We start from the raw sequence: 16,027 nt of genomic DNA, 5'->3' as shown, positions 1-16,027 counted from the left end.
GGTAGCTTCGGTCCCATGACGCGACCCCGAGGGGCCGCACCACTCATCGTCGGCCTCGGGGGCGCTGCCGCCGGTGCTCTCCTCGGGTACTGGGGTGGCATCCTGATGCTCTCCGGCGGCCGCGAGGCCACGGTCGGAGACGGCCTGCCGCCGTACTCGCTCGTGGTGGTGGTCATCGCCGCGATCATCGGCATCGGGGTCCCGCTGGTGGCCATCGGCTGGTACTTCCGGCAGAAGGTCTCCCTGGCCGGTCAGCCCCACCGTGTGCAGGCGCTGTGGCTCGGCCTCGTCTGGGGGACCATCGCGATGCTGCTCGCCGGAAGCCTGAACGGCATCGCGAGCCTGCTGCCCGGCGGCCTGATCTGGCCCGGGCTCGTCGAGGAGTTCCTGAAGCTCCTGGTGCCCGTCATCCTGCTGCTGTCCTCGCGCACGTACCGTTCGCCGCGGCTGGCGGTGTGGCTCGTGTTCGTCGCCGCGGCCTGGTTGGGATTCCTCGAGGGCATCAGCTACATCATCACCTCGCTCGACCCGATCCTCGACGGCGCGAAGGCTCCGTCCGATGCGCCGTTCATCATGATGATGGACGTCATCGTCCGCATCATCGCCGAGGTCTCGCATCCCCTGATCACCGTCGGCGCAGCAGTCCTGATCTGGCTCGCCGCGAAGACGCTGCCGACGGGCAGGGCGACCGGCGTCGGCGTGCTCGCGTACCTCGGCGCCGCTGCGATCCACGGCCTCAACGACGCCGTGATCGACGGGCCGGTCCGCGACTGGAACGTGCCGGTCAGCATCGTCCTCGAAGCCCTGTACGTCGTCGCGGTCTTCGTGTTCTGGTTCCGGCCGCAGGTACGGCGGCTGCAGGCCGACGGATCAGCGCGCCGATGACCGGCTCCGCCGGTACCTTCTCTTCTGGTGCAGACGACATGCACCACAGGGCGATGCAACGCACGAGGGGACACACCATGGCCACAGGGGCTCGACGGTACGGCAGGGCGATCGAACGGCAGGACGGTCGGGACTTCCCGTTCTACGACGGAGACCCGATCCGAATCCCCGCATGGCAGTGGGTGACCATCGTCGTCGCGTGCGTGGCCGGCATCACCGTGCTGAGCTTCTACCCGGCGGCGGACAACATCCAGTCGCTCGTGCCACGGTTCCTCTTCACCGCGATCATGCTCGCCGTCCTCATCGCCTTCACGAGACGACACTGGGCGCGCATCTTCCAACGCACCACTGCACGTGACTTCGGCACCATGATCGTGTTCGCGATCCTCAGCCTCATCGTGTCGTTCACGGTCGGGATCATCGTCAAGGCGATCTTCGGCACCAACGCCAACACCGCGACCGACGGCATCCACGGCGCGGGTGAGATCGTCGCGTTCTACGTGGGGACCGCGATCCAGCTGCTGGGCGAAGAGCTCTTCACGATCCTGCCGTTCCTGGCGGTCATGGCGCTGTGCCACCGCATCGGACTCACCCGCACCCAGGGCATCCTCATCGCCTGGCTCGCGACCGCGATCTGGTTCGGTGCAGCACACCTGCCGACGTACGGGTGGAACTTCGCGCAGGCGTTCCTGATCATCGGCATCGCACGGCTGGTCCTCACGCTCGCCTACATCCGCACGAAGAACATCGCGGTCAGCACCGGCGCACACATCATCAACGACTGGGTGCTCTTCACCGCCGCGATCATCGGGGCGACAGCGAGCGCCTGAACGGCGCTGCGGTCGTCGGCTGACCTGGTCAGCGTCAGCGTCAGCGTCAGCGTCAGCGGTGCGGAGTGCGCTCGGCGAGCTGGCGCAACCGTTCCTCGGACACCGACCCAGGTTCCGCTGTCCACAGCACGATCAGCTTGTCGTGGTCCATCGCCGACGCCAGGATCTCCCAGTCGAGCTCGACCGTACCGACGACCGGGTGACGCAGGGTCTTCCGCCCGGTCCCGCGACCGGCCACGGCGTGGGCAGCCCAGATCTCCCGGAACTCCGGGAAGTCAGTCGACATCCCGTCGACGACCCGGCGGAGCTCGGCGTCGTCGGGGTACCGCGCGCTGTCACCCCGGAGCTGAGCGATGGCGAGCTCGACCACCTCTGACCAGTCGGCGTACAGGGCTCGCATGGCCGGGTCCGCGAACAACAGCCGGATGAACGTGCGGTCCGCCGTCGGGATGGCCCCGAAGTCGGTGATGAGCGCGGCACCGAGCCGGTTCCAGCCGATGATCCGCGTCAACCGTCCGAGGACGAACGCAGGCGTCGTCGCGAGGTCGTCCAGCGCGCGTTGCAGCGCCGGTTGCACCGTCTGCACGCGGGGCAGTGGCGGAGCAGCCTCAGCCTTCCCGGTGAGGTCGGTCAAGTACGCCCGGTGCTCGTTCGTCAGACGCATCACGTCGGCGAGGTCTGCCAGGACCGGAGCGGACACCGCGATACGGCCTTGCTCGATGCGCGTGTAGTACTCGACGCTGATCGACGCGGCCTGGGCGACTTCCTCCCGACGGAGGCCCGGCACACGTCGCCTCACGTCCGCAGGGATCCCGAACGCCGCCGGGTCGAGTTCCGCACGCCGAGCACGCAGGAAGTCACCGAGCTCTGCTGCGCGCACGTCGATCGCCACGTCGGGCAGTCTGCCACCGGCCGGAGGGGGGAGGGATCCGTGCCTCCACAGCGCGGGCGCCGGCTGGCATCGTCGGGGACATCCCCGACCACGAAGGAGCCACCATGAGAGCGTTCGGTCTGACCGAGTACGGAGCACCCGCTGTGCTGCACGAGGTGCAGCTGCCAGAACAGCACGCGGGACCGGGCGAGGTCCGTGTCCGGGTCCGCGCCGCTGCCGTGAACCCCGTCGACGCCATCATCCGATCCGGAGGGTTCGCCGGCAACGACCGTGCGATCGCCGAACCCGTCGTCCCCGGCACCGACGTCGCCGGCGTCCTCGACGAGGTCGGCCCGGAGCAACCCGAGGGGTTCGACCTGGTCGTCGGCGACTCCGTCACCGGGTTCGTCGTACCGGACGGGAGCCACGGTGGTTACTCCGAACGGATCGTCCTGCCGACCCTGTCGGTGACCCGGATGCCGTCGAGCGGCTCGTTCGCCCGAGGGGCGGCGTTCCTGTCGAACGCACTCACCGCGGAGATCACCCTCGAACACCTCGCCCTGGAGCCCGGCCAGACCCTCGCCGTGACCGGTGCGACCGGCGCCGTCGGCGGGTACCTCGTGCAGCTCGCCGCCGCGCGCGGCATCACCGTCATCGCCGATGCGCGCCCCGCCGACGCACAGCGTGTCCGTGGCCTGGGTGCGGCGGTCGTCCTCGACCGTGACACGGACTTCACCGCAGGGGTCCGGGACGCCACGAACGGTCGCGGTGCCGACGCAGTCGCGGACCCAGCGGTCCTGACCGACCAGGTCGTCGACGCTGCTCGCGACGGCGGGCAGGTCGCGTTCTACCTGCCGACCGACGTCGACCCGGGCCGCGGCATCAGCGTGTTCGGGTCCTACGTGATGCGCTCGAACCTCCGGCACGATGCCATCGAGCGGCTCGCCCGATCCGTCGAGCGGGGCGAGCTCAGGGCCGACGTCGCCGATGTCGTCCCCGCTGCCGACGCTGCCGCCGCCCACGAACGGCTCGAACGGGGCGGTCTGCGCGGCCGGCTCGTCCTCGAATTCTGATCCCTACGATCCCCCGAAGGAACACCGCATGGACACCACCGCAACCCTCCCCGCCGTCGGACAGACCTGGCTCGCCGACCTCGGCCCGGACACCCCCCTCGGACACTTCACCGTCGAGATCACCTTCGACACGGAGACCCAGGTCACCTTCCACGTCACCGGCGGTGCCATCGCCGGACGGACCGAGACGATGCCGTACACGACCACGAAGGTGCGGGACGGGCTCTACGTCGTCCGGTGGACGGAAGCCGACGCGGGCGACCACGTCACCCACATCGAGGACTACGACGCCGGGACCTGCATGGCCAGCTCGGTGGTCGGCGGGGAGTTCATCCAGCTCAGCGGCACCTGGACACGCGTCCGCTGAGCGTCGCGCTCACCACCAGAACGGTGCCTGCGGCTGGTACGGCGCCGCCGAGAGGTGCTCCACGAGGGCATCCCTCGACCGTCCACCCCCTCGTACGGTGGTGGAGCAGAGCACTGGCCCGACGAACAGGATGAACATGTCCGACTGGAACCCCGACACCATCGCGGCGATCGCCACCTCCGACGACCTCCACGTCAGCCCGTTCCGGGCGGACGGCACGACGTACGGCACGCCGACCTGGATCTGGTCGGTCGTCGTCGACGACGACCTCTACGTCCGCGCCTACAACGGGCAACGTTCCCGCTGGTACCGCTCCGCGATCGAACAGGGCGCCGGCAGGATCAGCGCCGCAGGGTCCGAGCACGAGGTGGTGTTCGAATCCATCGGCCCCGACCTGAACAGCCGGATCGACCTCGCGTACGGGACGAAGTACGCCGGCAGCCCGTACCTCCCGCCGATGCTGCAGGACGGCCCCACCTCGGCGACCGTCCGGATCAGTCCGCGCGCGTGACCACGCCAGGGGCGCAGTGGACGCGCCACAGGGCGGACGGGAGGCGCGGTGCCAGCTGGCACCGTGCCTCCCGTCCGGTGTCCTGGCAGTGCACCCCGCGCCCCGGCGCGGCCTCGTAGGGTCGCCTCATGAGCACGAACCGCGACGACGTCAAGGACTTCCTCGTGAGCCGCCGTGCCCGGGTACGCCCGGGCCAGGTGGGCCTGCCCGGTGGGCCCAACCGGCGCGTGGCCGGCCTCCGCCGCAGCGAGGTCGCGATGCTCGCCGACGTCAGCGTGGAGTACTACTCCCGGCTCGAGCGCGGGAGTCTCTCCGGTGTCTCCGACGGCGTGCTGCACGCCGTCGCCGGCACGCTGCTGCTCGACGACGCCGAACGCGACCACCTGTTCGACCTCGCACGGGCTGCGAACGCCTCCCCGGTCCGTGGGCAGCGTCGTGCAGCGACGCCGAAGACCCTGCGCGTCGGGCTGCAGTACACGCTCGACGCGTTCACCGGCGGCCCGGCGTTCATCCGCAACGACCGCCTCGACGTGCTCGGTGCGAACGCGCTCGGCCGGGCGCTCTACGCGGACCTGTTCCGGAAGTCGGAGCGGCCGAACCTGGCCCGGGCCGCGTTCCTGGACCGGGACTGGGCCGATGCGTTCCACCCGGACTGGGACGTCGCCGCCGACCAGAGCGTCGCGATCCTCCGCACTGCGGCCGGCCACGACCCCCACGACGAGGACCTGCAGGCGCTGATCGGTGAGCTCTCGACGCGCAGCGCGGAGTTCCGGACGAAGTGGGGTGCGCACGACGTCCGTCGGCACGCCACGGGCGAGAAGCACTTCGTCCACCCCGTCGTCGGTGCCCTCGACCTGCACTTCGAGGCGTCACGACTCATGAGCGACCCGCGCTTGAGCCTCCTGCTCTACAGCGCGGAACCCGGCTCGCCGACGGCCGACGCACTCCGCCTGCTCGGTTCGGTCGCCGCGACGGAGCAGCGCGACGCCGCCGAGCACCGTGGGACCGACGTCCGGAGCTGACGCTGCATCGTCGCCCGCGGTCACTCGGTCCTGATGCGGATCGCTGCCAGCGCCGCGACGAGGAGCACCACGGCGGCGACCACGAAGCTGGTCTGCGTCCCGACCACGAACTGCGACCGGTCGGCCAGGAACGCCCCGAAGACCGCGATCGCCACCGCCCCACCGACCTGCCGGAAGGTGTTGAACACCGCACTCGCTGTCCCCGACCGTTCAGCGGGGACGCTGGCGAGGACGACCGACGTCGCGGGCGGCATCGCGACCGATCCGCCCGCACCGGTCAGGATCGTGCACACCGCGACCGCGGCGATGGAGTCGTACGGGGCGAGCACGATCATCACGACGAGGCCGATCGCCATCGTGGTGAGTCCCGCGACCACGGGGACCCGAGCGCCGAACCGGTTCACGAGGGTGCCGCTGACGATGTTGCCGACGATGCTGAACGCTGCGGACGGCAGGAACACCAACCCTGCTGCCAGTGGCGACAAGCCGAGGTGCTGCTGCAGGTAGAGGCTCAGGACGAAGACGCTGCCGAAGTTGCCGACCATGAACGCGAACCCGACGCCGAGCGCGATCCGCATCCCACCGGAGCGGAACAGGTCGAGCGGCATCATCGGGTTCCGACCGTGGGCCTGCACCAGCAGGAACCCGACGACCGAGGCGGCGGCGACGGCAAGCGCGACGACCACGTCCCAGCGGCCGAAGCCCGACGCACCGCCTTCGATGAGCCCGAAGACGAGGCCGCCGAGCGCGAGCAGGGCGAGGACCTGACCTGCCGCGTCGAACCGTGCCGGCCGCCGAGGCGACGGTGCCACCCGGACGAGCATCCCGAGCATCACGGCGCACACCGGCAGGTTGATGGCGAACACGAGGCGCCAGTCGAGCGTCGTCAGCGCGCCGCCGAGGATCGGCCCGACCGCCCCGGCGACCGCGCCACCGACGGCCCAGATGCCGAGGGCGTGCGCCCGCTCGCGCGCCTCGGGGAACGCCTGGCGGATGAGCGCCATCGACGCGGGCAGCATCACCGCGGCGGCCGCGCCCTGGACCGCACGCGCCGCGATCAACGCGCCGAGCGACGGGGCGAGGGCACACGCGACGGACGCCACGAGGAAACCGGCGATGCCCCAGCCGATCGCCCGCTTCGCGCCGATCCGTTCGGACAGGTTGCCGGCGAACAGCAGCAACGAGGCGAACAGCAACGTGTACGCGTCGATCACCCACTGCAGCCCCGCGGTGCTGCCGCCGAGCTCCCGCCCGATCGTCGTCAGCGCCACGTTCACGATGAGGATGTCGAGCGTGATGAGGAAGAAGCCGAGCGAGGCGAGCACGAGTGTCAGCCGCGCAGCTCGGTGCGGGCCTCGATCGGTCGGGACGTCGGCTGCGGTCGGAGCGGTCACGGTTCGATGCTCTCCTGGCTGCGCTCGTCGGGGGATGCCCTGACCGGGAACCCCTCGCGACAGATCGAACAGACATAGGATGTCTCACGCTCCCGACATCGCCGTCGTGAGCTGCCGCAACCGATCGGAGCACGTCGTGCACGAACCGCTCACCCCGCTGGACCCGACCACGCTGCCCGAGCCCGTGGACGTATCGGACAACACCGCGGCCCTGGCCGCGGTCGACGCCGTCGTGCGCTCGGGCCCGTACGACGCGACCTGGGCATCGCTGCAGCAGTACCGCGCACCGCTCTGGTACCAGGACGCCAAGTTCGGGATCTTCGTCCACTGGGGCGTCTTCTCGGTCCCCGCGTTCCGGAACGAGTGGTACTCCCGCGACATGTACCGCGCCGGCACGCCGGAGTTCGCGCACCACGTCGAGACCTACGGACCGCACGACTTGTTCGGGTACAAGGACTTCATCCCCTCGTTCACGATGGAGCACTTCGACGCCGCCGACTGGGTGCGGGTGTTCCGCGAGGCCGGCGCGCAGTTCGTCGTCCCGGTCGCCGAGCACCACGACGGCTTCGCGATGTACGACACCGACCGCTCCCGGTGGAGCGCCGCGCAGCTCGGGCCCGGGCGTGACGTGTTCGGCGAGCTCCTCGTCGCCGCGGACGAAGCGTGGATGGTCCGTGGCGCGTCGTCCCACCGGGCCGAGCACTGGTTCTTCATGAACGGCGGGACGAAGACCCCCTCGGACGTGCTCGATCCGCGGTTCAGCGACTTCTACGGGCCGGCGCAGCGCGAGGAGACCGCCCCGAACGAGCGCTTCCTGGAGGACTGGCTGCTCCGCACCGTCGAGCTCATCGACAAGTACCGCCCGCAGGTGCTCTGGTTCGACTGGTGGATCGAGCAGCCCGCGTTCCAGCCGTACGTCCGGACCCTCGCGGCCTACTACTACAACCGCGCCGCCGAGTGGGGCCGCGAGGTGGTCATCAACTACAAGTGGGAGACGTTCGCACCGGGCAGCGCCGTGTACGACATCGAGCGCGGAGCGATGGCCGGCACACCGGAGACCGTCTGGCAGAACGACACCGCGATCGCGAAGACCGCCTGGAGCTGGATCGAGGGCCACGACTACAAGACCGTCCGCGACCTGGTCGCCGAACTCGTCGACGTGGTCGCGAAGAACGGTGTGCTGCTGCTCAACACCGGGCCGAAGGCCGACGGCACCCTGCCCGAGGACGAGGTCCGCATCCTGCGGGGCATCGGCTCGTGGCTCGCGGTGAACGGCGAGGCGATCTACGGCACCCGGCCGTGGACGATCTCGGGCGAGGGGCCGACCACTCGTCCCGCGGGTTCGTTCGTCGACGCCGACACGGTCGAGTACGCCGCCGAGGACGTCCGGTTCACCACGCGCCACGACGTCACCGGCGACGCCGTCTACGCGACCCTGCTGGCCGATCCCGACGACGGGTCGGCCCGCATCCGGGCGTTCGGGTCGGCCTCGGGCCTGCTCGGCCGCACCATCCGGTCCGTCGCCGTGCTGGGCCACGACGGCGAGGTCGACTGGGAGCAGCACCCCGACGCACTCGTGGTCGCGCTCGACGGCATCACCAGCGTCGACTCCGGTCCAGTGGTCCGGGTGCGACTCGCGCCGGTGGTCGAGCAGGAGCGGCAGGACTTCCTGCACCAGTGACCGAGGATGCCGGCCCGGGGACGCCGGCGCGACGATCCGTCGCGGTCAGAACGGTGCGGCGCGACTACTCTCAGGCGAACGGTCGTCCGACGAGGATTGGGATGCTGACCTGAACTGGATCATCGCGAACTTCGGTCTCGTCTGGGGCCTCACCGTCACCCACGCGGGTCTCGCGGCCGTGCCCATCGTCCTCGGGTTCGTCGTGGCGGTGCCGTTGGGCTGGGTGGCGAACCGGTGGCAGGCAGTCCGATCGGTCATCGTCGGCGGCGGCAGTCTGCTCTACACGATCCCGTCCCTGCCGCTCTTCGTGATCCTGCCCTACCTGCTCGGCACCCGCATCACGGATCCCGTGAACATCGTCGTGGGGCTGTCGGTGTACGCGGTCGCCATCATGGTGCGGTTGGCAGCTGATGCGTTCGCCGCCGTCCCGGCGGACGTCGTCGACTCGGCCACCTCGGTGGGGTACTCCGCGTGGGGCCGTTTCTGGACGGTCGAGCTCCCGTTGGCGGGTCCCGTCCTCCTCGCGGGGATGCGGGTGGTCTCGGCGAGCACCGTCGCCCTGGTCTCGGTCGGCGCCCTGGTCGGGTCCGCGAACATCGGGTTCCTGTTCACGGACGGGCGACAGCGTCAGTTCCTCGAGGAGATCCTCGTCGGCGTGGCAGCGAGTCTCTTCGTCGCGCTGGTCTTCGACACCGTCCTGGTGGCGCTCGGGCGCGTCCTGATGCCGTGGTCGCGACGGATCCAGGTGCGGTCGCGTCGGTCGCGCCGTCGGGCTGCGCTGGCGACGATCGAACGGGGGGCCTGACCGTGCAGTTCTTCCTCCACGCAGTCGCCTGGCTCCTCGACCCCACGAACTACCGCCCCGGCCTGCAGACCCCGCTCCCGATCCAGGACCGGATCGGCGAACACCTGCTGTACACGTTCATCTCGGTCGCCATCGCCGCGCTGATCGCGCTGCCACTGGGCCTGTACATCGGTCACACCGGGCGCGGGCGCAGCTTCGTCATCGCCTTCAGCGGGTCCATGCGCGCGCTGCCGACGCTGGGCCTGCTCGGCACCCTCTTCGTCATCATCGGGATGACCGTGCCGTTCACGCAGACCGCCTTCATCGCGTCCATCATCGCGTTCGTCGTCCTGGCGATCCCCTCGATCCTCGCCGGGGCGTACTCCGGTGTGGAGTCCGTGGATCCGCAGACGGTGGACGCCGCGCGCTCGGTGGGCATGACCGAGTTGCAGATCCTGCTCAAGGTCGAGGTCCCCCTGTCGCTGCCGCTGATCATCGGCGGGATCCGCGCATCGGTGCTCCAGGTCATCGCGACCGTCGTGATCGCGTCGTACATCTCGCTGGGCGGCCTCGGCGCGATCATCTCGACGGGCATCAGCCTGAACGACAACGACCTCATCCTCGGTGGTGCGTTGCTCGTGACGGTCCTCGCCCTGGTGATCGACGGCTTGTTCGCCCTCGCCCAACACCTCACCCGCCGCGGCCCCGAGGGGCAGACCCGCCGGCGCCGCACACACGTCCGCGCGCTGCCACTCCGGCGCCGCGCGGTGACGGCACTCTCCGTCGACGAAAGGGACCACTGATGTTCACAGCAGGCACCAGGACACGCATCCTCGCGGGTGTGATCGCGGTCGGGGCGATCGTGGCACTCTCCGGTTGTTCCACCTCGGACCCCACGAAGCCGGCATCGGGCGGGGGCGACGGATCGGGCAGCACGCCGATCGTGGTCGGTTCGTTCAACTTCCCGGAGAGCGAGATCCTGGGCAACATGTACGCGCTCGTCCTGAAGGACGCCGGCTTCGACGTGACGACCAAGTTCAACCTCGGCCCGCGGCAGACCACGATCCCCGCGCTCAAGGACGGTTCGATCAACCTCATGCCGGAGTACAACGGCAACCTGCTGTTCTTCTACGACACCAAGGCCACCGCGAAGACGACAGCGGAGGTCGACGCCGCGCTGAAGACCGAGATCCCGAAGGACTTCCAGGTGCTCGAGCCGTCTCCGGCCGAGGACAAGGACGCCTACGTCGTGACCCAGGCCGAGGCCGAGAAGAACGGCCTCACGTCGATCGGTGACCTCTCCAAGATCGAGCCGTTCTCGCTCGGTGCCAACCCGCAGTTCGGCACCCTTCCGTACGGCATCCCCGGGCTCAAGTCCACGTACGGCGTGGACAAGGTCACGTTCAAGTCGATCGAGGACTACGGCGGGCCCGACACGGTCAAGGCACTCGTCGACGACACCGTGCAGGTGGCCGACATCTACACGACGTCACCCGACCTCGTGACGAAGAAGCTGCTCGTGCTGAAGGACCCCGAGAACCTGATCGCTTCGCAGAACATCCTGCCGTTCCTGATTAAGGACATCTACAGCGCGAAGCTCGCGTCGACGTTGAACAAGCTGTCCGAGAAGCTGACGACCGATGACCTCATCGAGCTGCGCAACCGTGTCGAGGGCAGCGAGAAGGCGCAGGCCGCGACCGCCGCGAAGGACTGGCTGACCAAGGAGGGGCTGCTCAAGTAGCTCGGGGACCGGCAGGGCCGTCGTCACGCCTCGTCCCGCAACCGACGGACGAGCTGGTCCAGCCGTGCCCGCAGCCGCTCCGGCACGCGGTCTCCGAAGCGGTCGAAGTGTGCCCGCAGCTGCTCGGCCTCGGCTGACCAGGCCGTCGGGTCGACGGCGAACAGTTCGTCGATGGCGAAGCCGTCGAGGTCGAGCCCGGCCAGGTCGAGTTCCCCCACCGCGGGCAGCCCACCGACGGGGCTCCAGTCCACGTCCGCCGAGCCGTCGAGCCGTCCGGCGATCCACTCGAGCACCCGGACGTTCTCGCCGAACCCTGGCCAGAGGTAGCCGCCGTCCGAGGACTTGCGGAACCAGTTCACGCGGAAGACGCGCGGCGCCTTCGAGCCGAGCCGGTCACCGATCTCGAGCCAGTGTGCCCAGTGGTCCGCCATGTTGTAGCCGCAGAAGGGCTGCATCGCGAAGGGGTCGAGGCGGAGTTCGCCGACGGGTCCCTCCGCCGCCGCGGTCTGCTCGCTGGAGATCGTGGAACCGAAGAACACGCCGTGTTCCCAGTCCTCGGCCTCGGCGACGAGCGGGACGTTGGTGGCGCGGCGACCGCCGAAGACGATGGCGTCGATCGGCACACCGTCGGGGCTGTCCCAGTCGTACGAGATCGTCGGGCACTGGTCGGCGGCGACCGTGAAGCGCGCGTTGGGGTGCGCCGCCGGCGTCGCACTGCCCGGCTCCCACGGCTGTCCGCGCCAGTCGATGAGGTGCCGCGGCGGCTCCTCCGAGGCGCCCTCCCACCAGACGTCGCCGTCGTGCGTCATCGCGACGTTCGTGAAGATCGTGTTCGAGCGGACGGTGGTCATCGCCGCCGGGTTCGTGTCCGGGCCGGTCCCGGGCGCGACGCCGAAGAACCCGGCTTCGGGGTTGATCGCCCACAGACGGCCGTCGGCACCGGGGCGGAGCCACGCGATGTCGTCACCGATGGTCTCGACCTTCCAACCGGGCAGCGTCGGCGTCATCATCGCGAAGTTCGTCTTGCCGCAGGCCGACGGGAACGCGGCCGCGACGTGCAGGACCTTCCCCGCGGGCGTGGTGACGCGGATGAGCAGCATGTGCTCGGCGAGCCAGCCGTCCGCGCGGGCCATCGACGACGCGATCCGGAGGGCGAAGCACTTCTTCGCGAGCAGCGCGTTGCCGCCGTACCCCGAGCCGTACGACCAGATCTCGCGGGTCTCCGGGAAGTGCGCGATCGTCTTGGTCGAGTTCGACGGCCACGGCACGTCCGGGATCCTGGTTCCGTCGTCGTCCACGAGCGGCATGCCCACGGTGTGCAGGGCCGGGACCCAGACCGTGTCCGGCGCGATCTGCGCCAGGGCTTCAGCGCCCATCCGGGTCATGATCCTGGTGGACACCACGACGTAGGGCGAGTCCGTGATCTGGACGCCGACCTGCGAGATCGCCCCGCCGACCGGCCCCATCGAGAACGGTACGACGTAGAGCGTCCGCCCGCGCATCGCGCCCCGGAAGCGCGCCGTGAGCTCGGTGCGCATGACGTCGGGTGCCCGCCAGTTGTTGGTCGGGCCAGCGTCGGCCTCGGTGGCGGAGCAGATGAAGGTGCGGTCCTCGACCCGTGCGACGTCCGCGGGGTCACTCCTGGCGAGGAAGCTGCCCGGGCGCAGGCCCTGGTCCAACGCGATGAGGGAGCCGGCGGCGACCATCTCGGCGAGCAGTCCGCGGTTCTCGGCCTCGCTGCCGGAGCACCAGACGACCTGGTCCGGTTCCGTCAGGGACGCGACCTGGTCCACCCACCGGCGCAGGGCCTCCAGACCGGCTCCTGGCTCGATGGTCGATCCGATCGTCTCGGTGATGACAGTCATGCTGGTCCTTCGAGGTCGGGCGCCCGCGGGGTCCTGCGGACGGCGCTCAGCCGGTCGCGGCGAGCGAGTCGACGCGGAGCCAGGCGGAGTGGTCGGTGAGGTGGGGTGCGCGGGACGGCGGAGCGCCGTCGCCACGGGTGGCCGGTGTGGCGCGGAGTGCAGCACCCCGCTGGGCGACCGCCGCCGCGCCCCAGCGGACCGCGAGTCGTGCGGCGGCCGACGGCGTCGCACCGTCGGCCTCGGCGGACAGGTACCCGGCGAGCGCCGCGTCACCGGCCCCGGTCGTGTCGACGCAGTCGGTCGCGACCCCGGGTACCAGTTCGTGTCGGTGGGCGTCGACGAGGAGCGCCCCGTCGGCACCCATCGTGACGAGGGCGCGTCGTGCGCCCCGCGAGAGGAGGGCGCGCGCTGCACGCACCGTCTCGTCCACCGTCGTGACGGGGTGTCCGACGGCCTGCGCGAGTTCGTCGACGTTCGGCTTCACGAGATCAACCGGCGCGAGCGGGTCGAGCACCGCCGTCAGCTGGTGCCCGGGGACGTCGAACGCGACCGACAGTCCGACGGCGCGGGCCGCGACGACGAGCGGGAGCACGTCGACGAGGTGGTCGCCACCGGCGACGGTCGGGAGGCACCCGGTCACCACGAGCCATCGGGCGTCGGTCTCCAGCGTGGTGCGGAGCACGGCCACGGTCAGCGTCGTCCACTGCGCACGTGTCAGCGGGGCCGGGGCCTCGTTGACGTTCGTGGTGACGCCGTCCGACCCGGTCACGACGGTGTTGACCCGGGTGCGCACCCCGAGGTCCACCGGCGTCAGGCCGGTGCGAGCGTCGTCGTCGAGGGGCGCGAGCGCCTCCGGCGACAACGGGGCGACCGCGTGCGACGCCGCGCCGTGCGCGAGGAGCGCACGGGTGACGTTCACGCCGTTGCCCCCGAGTGTCTCGGTGACGGTGTGGGCGCGGTGCACGGCCCCGCCCCGCAGGGTGTCGACGGAGTACGTCCGGTCGATCGCGGGCGCCGGGGTGAGCGTGACGATCGTGCGTCCCGTCCGGGTCCCCGTCCACGCCGCAGCGTCCGGACGCAGCGTGCTCATGCGGCGACTCGCTCCCCGAGGACGGCACGGATGCGGTCCGCGACGCGCTCGACCGACAGTCCGTACTTGTCGAGCAGGAAGTCGTTCGGTCCCGACTCGGCCCAGGAGTCGGCGAGCCCGACCTTGTGCAGGCGGGCTCCGCTGGCGTGGCCGGCGAGGACCGCCGCGACGACGTCACCGAGTCCGCCGACGACGTTGTGCTCCTCGACCGTGACGACCTGGGCCGCGCCGTCGAGCAGCGCCCAGAGGGCGTCGTCGTCGAGGGGCTTGATCGTCGGCAGGTGCACGTGTCGGACGCGGTGTCCCTCGGCCTCGACGGCGGTGATCGCCTCGACGGTGCGGGAGGTCTGGACGCCGGTCGAGACGACCGTCACGTCAGCGTCGCTCCCCCCGTCGCGGAGCAGCACCGGGGCACCGACGCGGAACTCGTAGCCGTCGTCGAAGACGTCGGCGACCGCGTCGCGGGCGAGACGGAGGTACACGGGGCCGTCGTGGTCGGCGGCCCAGCGGATCATCGCGGCGGCCTCGGTCTCGTCGGCCGGCGCGAGGACGGTCATGTTCGGCAGCGCGCGCATCACCGACAGGTCCTCGATGTCCTGGTGGGTCTTGCCGCTCGCACCGTTGAGCAGCCCGGCGTAGGCGGCGGCGAGGCGGACGGGGGCCTTGGTCTGTGAGACGAGCATGCGCACCTGGTCGAGCGCGCGGTTCGTCAGGAAGACGCCGAACGACGAGAGCCAGGGGCGGTAGCCGAGGGTCGACATGCCGAACGCGATACCGACCATGTTCTGTTCGGCGATGCCGGCCTGGACGAAGCGGTCCGGGTGGGCCTCGGCGAACGTGACCGCCATGGTCGAGGTCGCGAGGTCGCCGTCGACGACGACGATGCGGTCGTCGGTCCGTGCGAGTTCGGTGAGGGTGTCCCCCCACACTGCGCGCTGCGCCTTCATGCCAGGGCCTCCGTCTTCTGGTCGATGAGCAGTTCCGTGCGGGCGGTGTCCAGCTGCTCCGCGGTCGGCACGCCGTTGTGCCACTTGAACGTGGCGCGGGTGAACGAGACACCGTTGCCCTTGACGGTGTGGGCGATGATCGCCGTCGGCTTGCCGGACGTGCCGCGGGCGGCGTCGACCTCGGCGTACGCGTCGAGGATCTCCTCGAAGTCGTGGCCGTTGATCTCGATGACGTTCCAGCCGAACCCGCGGAACACGGCGGGGAGGTTCACGTGCCCCATCGGTTCGCTGCGGTCGTAGCGGTCGTGGTCGCCGGCCGGCCAGCCGTACTGCTGCAGGCCGTTGAGGTCGACGATCGCGGTGAGGTTGTCGAGGCCGTAGCGGGGGGCGTGGATCACGGTCTCCCAGACCATGCCCTCCTCGATCTCGCCGTCGCCGAGCACCACCCAGGTGTGGAAGTCCTTACCCTGCATCTTCGCGGCGATCGCCATGCCGGAGCCAGCCGAGAGCCCCTGCCCGAGGGACCCTGTGGACGAGTCCACCCCCGGCGTGAGCTTCATGTCGGGGTGGCCCTGCAGTCGGGAGTCGCCATGGTCGAAGGTGGCGAGCTCCTCGACGGGGAAGTACCCCCGGAGGGCCAGGACCGAGTACAGCCCGATCGCCGAGTGCCCCTTGGACAGGATGAACCGGTCGCGGTCGGGGTCCTGCGGCTGTTCGGGGTCGATCCGGAGCTGGTGGAAGTAGAGGGCGACCATCAGGTCCATGGCGGACATCGGGCCACCGATGTGCCCCGCCTTGCTCGTCGCGACCGTCTCGAGGACACGCCAGCGTCCTTCTCGGGCGACGGTCTCCAGGTGTTCGACGTCTCTCGCGTCGTTGCGTGTCACGGCGACTCCTTCGTTCTGCGGTGGTGCCACTAAACTATCACTCGGTGAACGGTGTGTCTACTGCGTGAGATTAAGTGGA

The 16,027-nt window shown here is 70.1% G+C and carries 16 protein-coding genes; 10 read left to right on the top strand and 6 right to left on the bottom strand.

The genetic code is table 11. The annotated features are described in order from the left end of the window. Nucleotides 1-15: 15 nt before the first annotated feature. Both EDF48_RS14445 and EDF48_RS14440 read left to right on the top strand, forming a co-directional pair. Nucleotides 16-885, top strand: a complete 870-nt coding sequence (locus EDF48_RS14445; protein WP_131847007.1) for a PrsW family glutamic-type intramembrane protease — start codon at nt 16-18, stop codon at nt 883-885. Between the two features lie 77 nt (nt 886-962). Next, a complete protein-coding gene (locus EDF48_RS14440; RefSeq protein ID WP_207896274.1) occupies nt 963-1,715 on the top strand; it encodes a CPBP family intramembrane glutamic endopeptidase in 753 nt (250 codons plus the stop codon). A 52-nt stretch (nt 1,716-1,767) separates the two neighbouring features. Here EDF48_RS14440 and EDF48_RS14435 read toward each other — a convergent pair whose 3' ends face one another. Next, nucleotides 1,768-2,607 (bottom strand): helix-turn-helix domain-containing protein, encoded by an 840-nt coding sequence (locus EDF48_RS14435; protein WP_131847005.1) that lies wholly within the window; start codon nt 2,605-2,607, stop codon nt 1,768-1,770. 104 nt (nt 2,608-2,711) lie between these two features. Here EDF48_RS14435 and EDF48_RS14430 point away from each other — a divergent pair, with 104 nt between their 5' ends. The 4 genes from EDF48_RS14430 (at nt 2,712) to EDF48_RS14415 (ending at nt 5,559) form a co-directional block, all read left to right on the top strand. Continuing rightward, nucleotides 2,712-3,659, top strand: a complete 948-nt coding sequence (locus tag EDF48_RS14430; protein WP_131847004.1) for an NADP-dependent oxidoreductase — start codon at nt 2,712-2,714, stop codon at nt 3,657-3,659. 28 nt (nt 3,660-3,687) lie between these two features. Then, nucleotides 3,688-4,026, top strand: coding sequence for a hypothetical protein (locus EDF48_RS14425; protein WP_131847003.1), 339 nt, complete (start codon nt 3,688-3,690; stop codon nt 4,024-4,026). A gap of 136 nt (nt 4,027-4,162) precedes the next feature. Then, entirely contained in the window at nt 4,163-4,537 is a 375-nt protein-coding gene (locus tag EDF48_RS14420) for a DUF2255 family protein (protein ID WP_131880806.1), read from the top strand. 128 nt (nt 4,538-4,665) lie between these two features. Further along, nucleotides 4,666-5,559 carry a helix-turn-helix transcriptional regulator gene (locus EDF48_RS14415; protein WP_131880804.1) on the top strand — a complete coding sequence of 298 codons (894 nt, stop codon included), beginning with the start codon at nt 4,666-4,668 and terminating at the stop codon, nt 5,557-5,559. Nucleotides 5,560-5,579: 20 nt separating this feature from the next. Here the strand turns inward: EDF48_RS14415 and EDF48_RS14410 are convergent, their stop codons facing one another. Beyond that, nucleotides 5,580-6,953: an MFS transporter gene (locus EDF48_RS14410; RefSeq protein WP_207896270.1), complete on the bottom strand. Its 1,374-nt coding sequence runs from the start codon at nt 6,951-6,953 to the stop codon at nt 5,580-5,582. Between the two features lie 79 nt (nt 6,954-7,032). Between EDF48_RS14410 and EDF48_RS14405 the strand changes: the two genes are divergently transcribed. From EDF48_RS14405 to EDF48_RS14390, 4 genes are all read left to right on the top strand, one after another. Beyond that, nucleotides 7,033-8,634, top strand: a complete 1,602-nt coding sequence (locus tag EDF48_RS14405; RefSeq protein ID WP_131880802.1) for an alpha-L-fucosidase — start codon at nt 7,033-7,035, stop codon at nt 8,632-8,634. 178 nt (nt 8,635-8,812) lie between these two features. Further along, nucleotides 8,813-9,439, top strand: a complete 627-nt coding sequence (locus EDF48_RS14400) for an ABC transporter permease subunit (protein ID WP_307860918.1) — start codon at nt 8,813-8,815, stop codon at nt 9,437-9,439. A 2-nt stretch (nt 9,440-9,441) separates the two neighbouring features. Continuing rightward, complete coding sequence (locus tag EDF48_RS14395) at nt 9,442-10,221, top strand: ABC transporter permease (RefSeq protein ID WP_131880800.1); 780 nt, start codon at nt 9,442-9,444, stop codon at nt 10,219-10,221. Beyond that, nucleotides 10,221-11,159, top strand: a complete 939-nt coding sequence (locus tag EDF48_RS14390; protein WP_131846998.1) for an ABC transporter substrate-binding protein — start codon at nt 10,221-10,223, stop codon at nt 11,157-11,159. Before EDF48_RS14395 ends, EDF48_RS14390 begins: the two co-directional genes overlap by 1 nt. 23 nt (nt 11,160-11,182) lie before the next feature. Here the strand turns inward: EDF48_RS14390 and EDF48_RS14385 are convergent, their stop codons facing one another. From EDF48_RS14385 to EDF48_RS14370, 4 genes are read right to left on the bottom strand one after another with little or no spacing between them, the layout of a single operon-like run. Next, complete coding sequence (locus EDF48_RS14385; protein WP_131846997.1) at nt 11,183-13,024, bottom strand: phosphoenolpyruvate carboxykinase (GTP); 1,842 nt, start codon at nt 13,022-13,024, stop codon at nt 11,183-11,185. A 46-nt stretch (nt 13,025-13,070) separates the two neighbouring features. Further along, the gene (locus EDF48_RS14380) at nt 13,071-14,114 is read right to left on the bottom strand and encodes a PfkB family carbohydrate kinase (protein WP_131846996.1); all 1,044 of its coding nucleotides are present in this window, start codon (nt 14,112-14,114) and stop codon (nt 13,071-13,073) included. Then, entirely contained in the window at nt 14,111-15,061 is a 951-nt protein-coding gene (locus tag EDF48_RS14375; protein WP_131846995.1) for a transketolase C-terminal domain-containing protein, read from the bottom strand. Before EDF48_RS14375 ends, EDF48_RS14380 begins: the two co-directional genes overlap by 4 nt. Next, the gene (locus tag EDF48_RS14370; protein WP_131846994.1) at nt 15,058-15,948 is read right to left on the bottom strand and encodes a transketolase; all 891 of its coding nucleotides are present in this window, start codon (nt 15,946-15,948) and stop codon (nt 15,058-15,060) included. Before EDF48_RS14370 ends, EDF48_RS14375 begins: the two co-directional genes overlap by 4 nt. Between the last annotated feature and the right edge of the window lie 79 nt (nt 15,949-16,027).

The organism is Curtobacterium sp. PhB191 (assembly GCF_004346515.1).
Taxonomy (GTDB): Bacteria; Actinomycetota; Actinomycetes; order Actinomycetales; family Microbacteriaceae; genus Curtobacterium.
Note: the sequence above shows the minus strand (reverse complement) of the source record. Positions and strands in the feature narration are given on the sequence as shown.

Coding starts and splice junctions, on each gene's coding strand:
- EDF48_RS14375 (WP_131846995.1), bottom strand. CDS start 15,061: ATGAAGGCGCAGCGCGCAGTGTGGGGGGACACCCTCACCGAACTCGCA.
- EDF48_RS14430 (WP_131847004.1), top strand. CDS start 2,712: ATGAGAGCGTTCGGTCTGACCGAGTACGGAGCACCCGCTGTGCTGCAC.
- EDF48_RS14385 (WP_131846997.1), bottom strand. CDS start 13,024: ATGACTGTCATCACCGAGACGATCGGATCGACCATCGAGCCAGGAGCC.
- EDF48_RS14420 (WP_131880806.1), top strand. CDS start 4,163: ATGTCCGACTGGAACCCCGACACCATCGCGGCGATCGCCACCTCCGAC.
- EDF48_RS14440 (WP_207896274.1), top strand. CDS start 963: ATGGCCACAGGGGCTCGACGGTACGGCAGGGCGATCGAACGGCAGGAC.
- EDF48_RS14425 (WP_131847003.1), top strand. CDS start 3,688: ATGGACACCACCGCAACCCTCCCCGCCGTCGGACAGACCTGGCTCGCC.
- EDF48_RS14405 (WP_131880802.1), top strand. CDS start 7,033: ATGTCTCACGCTCCCGACATCGCCGTCGTGAGCTGCCGCAACCGATCG.
- EDF48_RS14445 (WP_131847007.1), top strand. CDS start 16: ATGACGCGACCCCGAGGGGCCGCACCACTCATCGTCGGCCTCGGGGGC.
- EDF48_RS14390 (WP_131846998.1), top strand. CDS start 10,221: ATGTTCACAGCAGGCACCAGGACACGCATCCTCGCGGGTGTGATCGCG.
- EDF48_RS14380 (WP_131846996.1), bottom strand. CDS start 14,114: ATGAGCACGCTGCGTCCGGACGCTGCGGCGTGGACGGGGACCCGGACG.
- EDF48_RS14415 (WP_131880804.1), top strand. CDS start 4,666: ATGAGCACGAACCGCGACGACGTCAAGGACTTCCTCGTGAGCCGCCGT.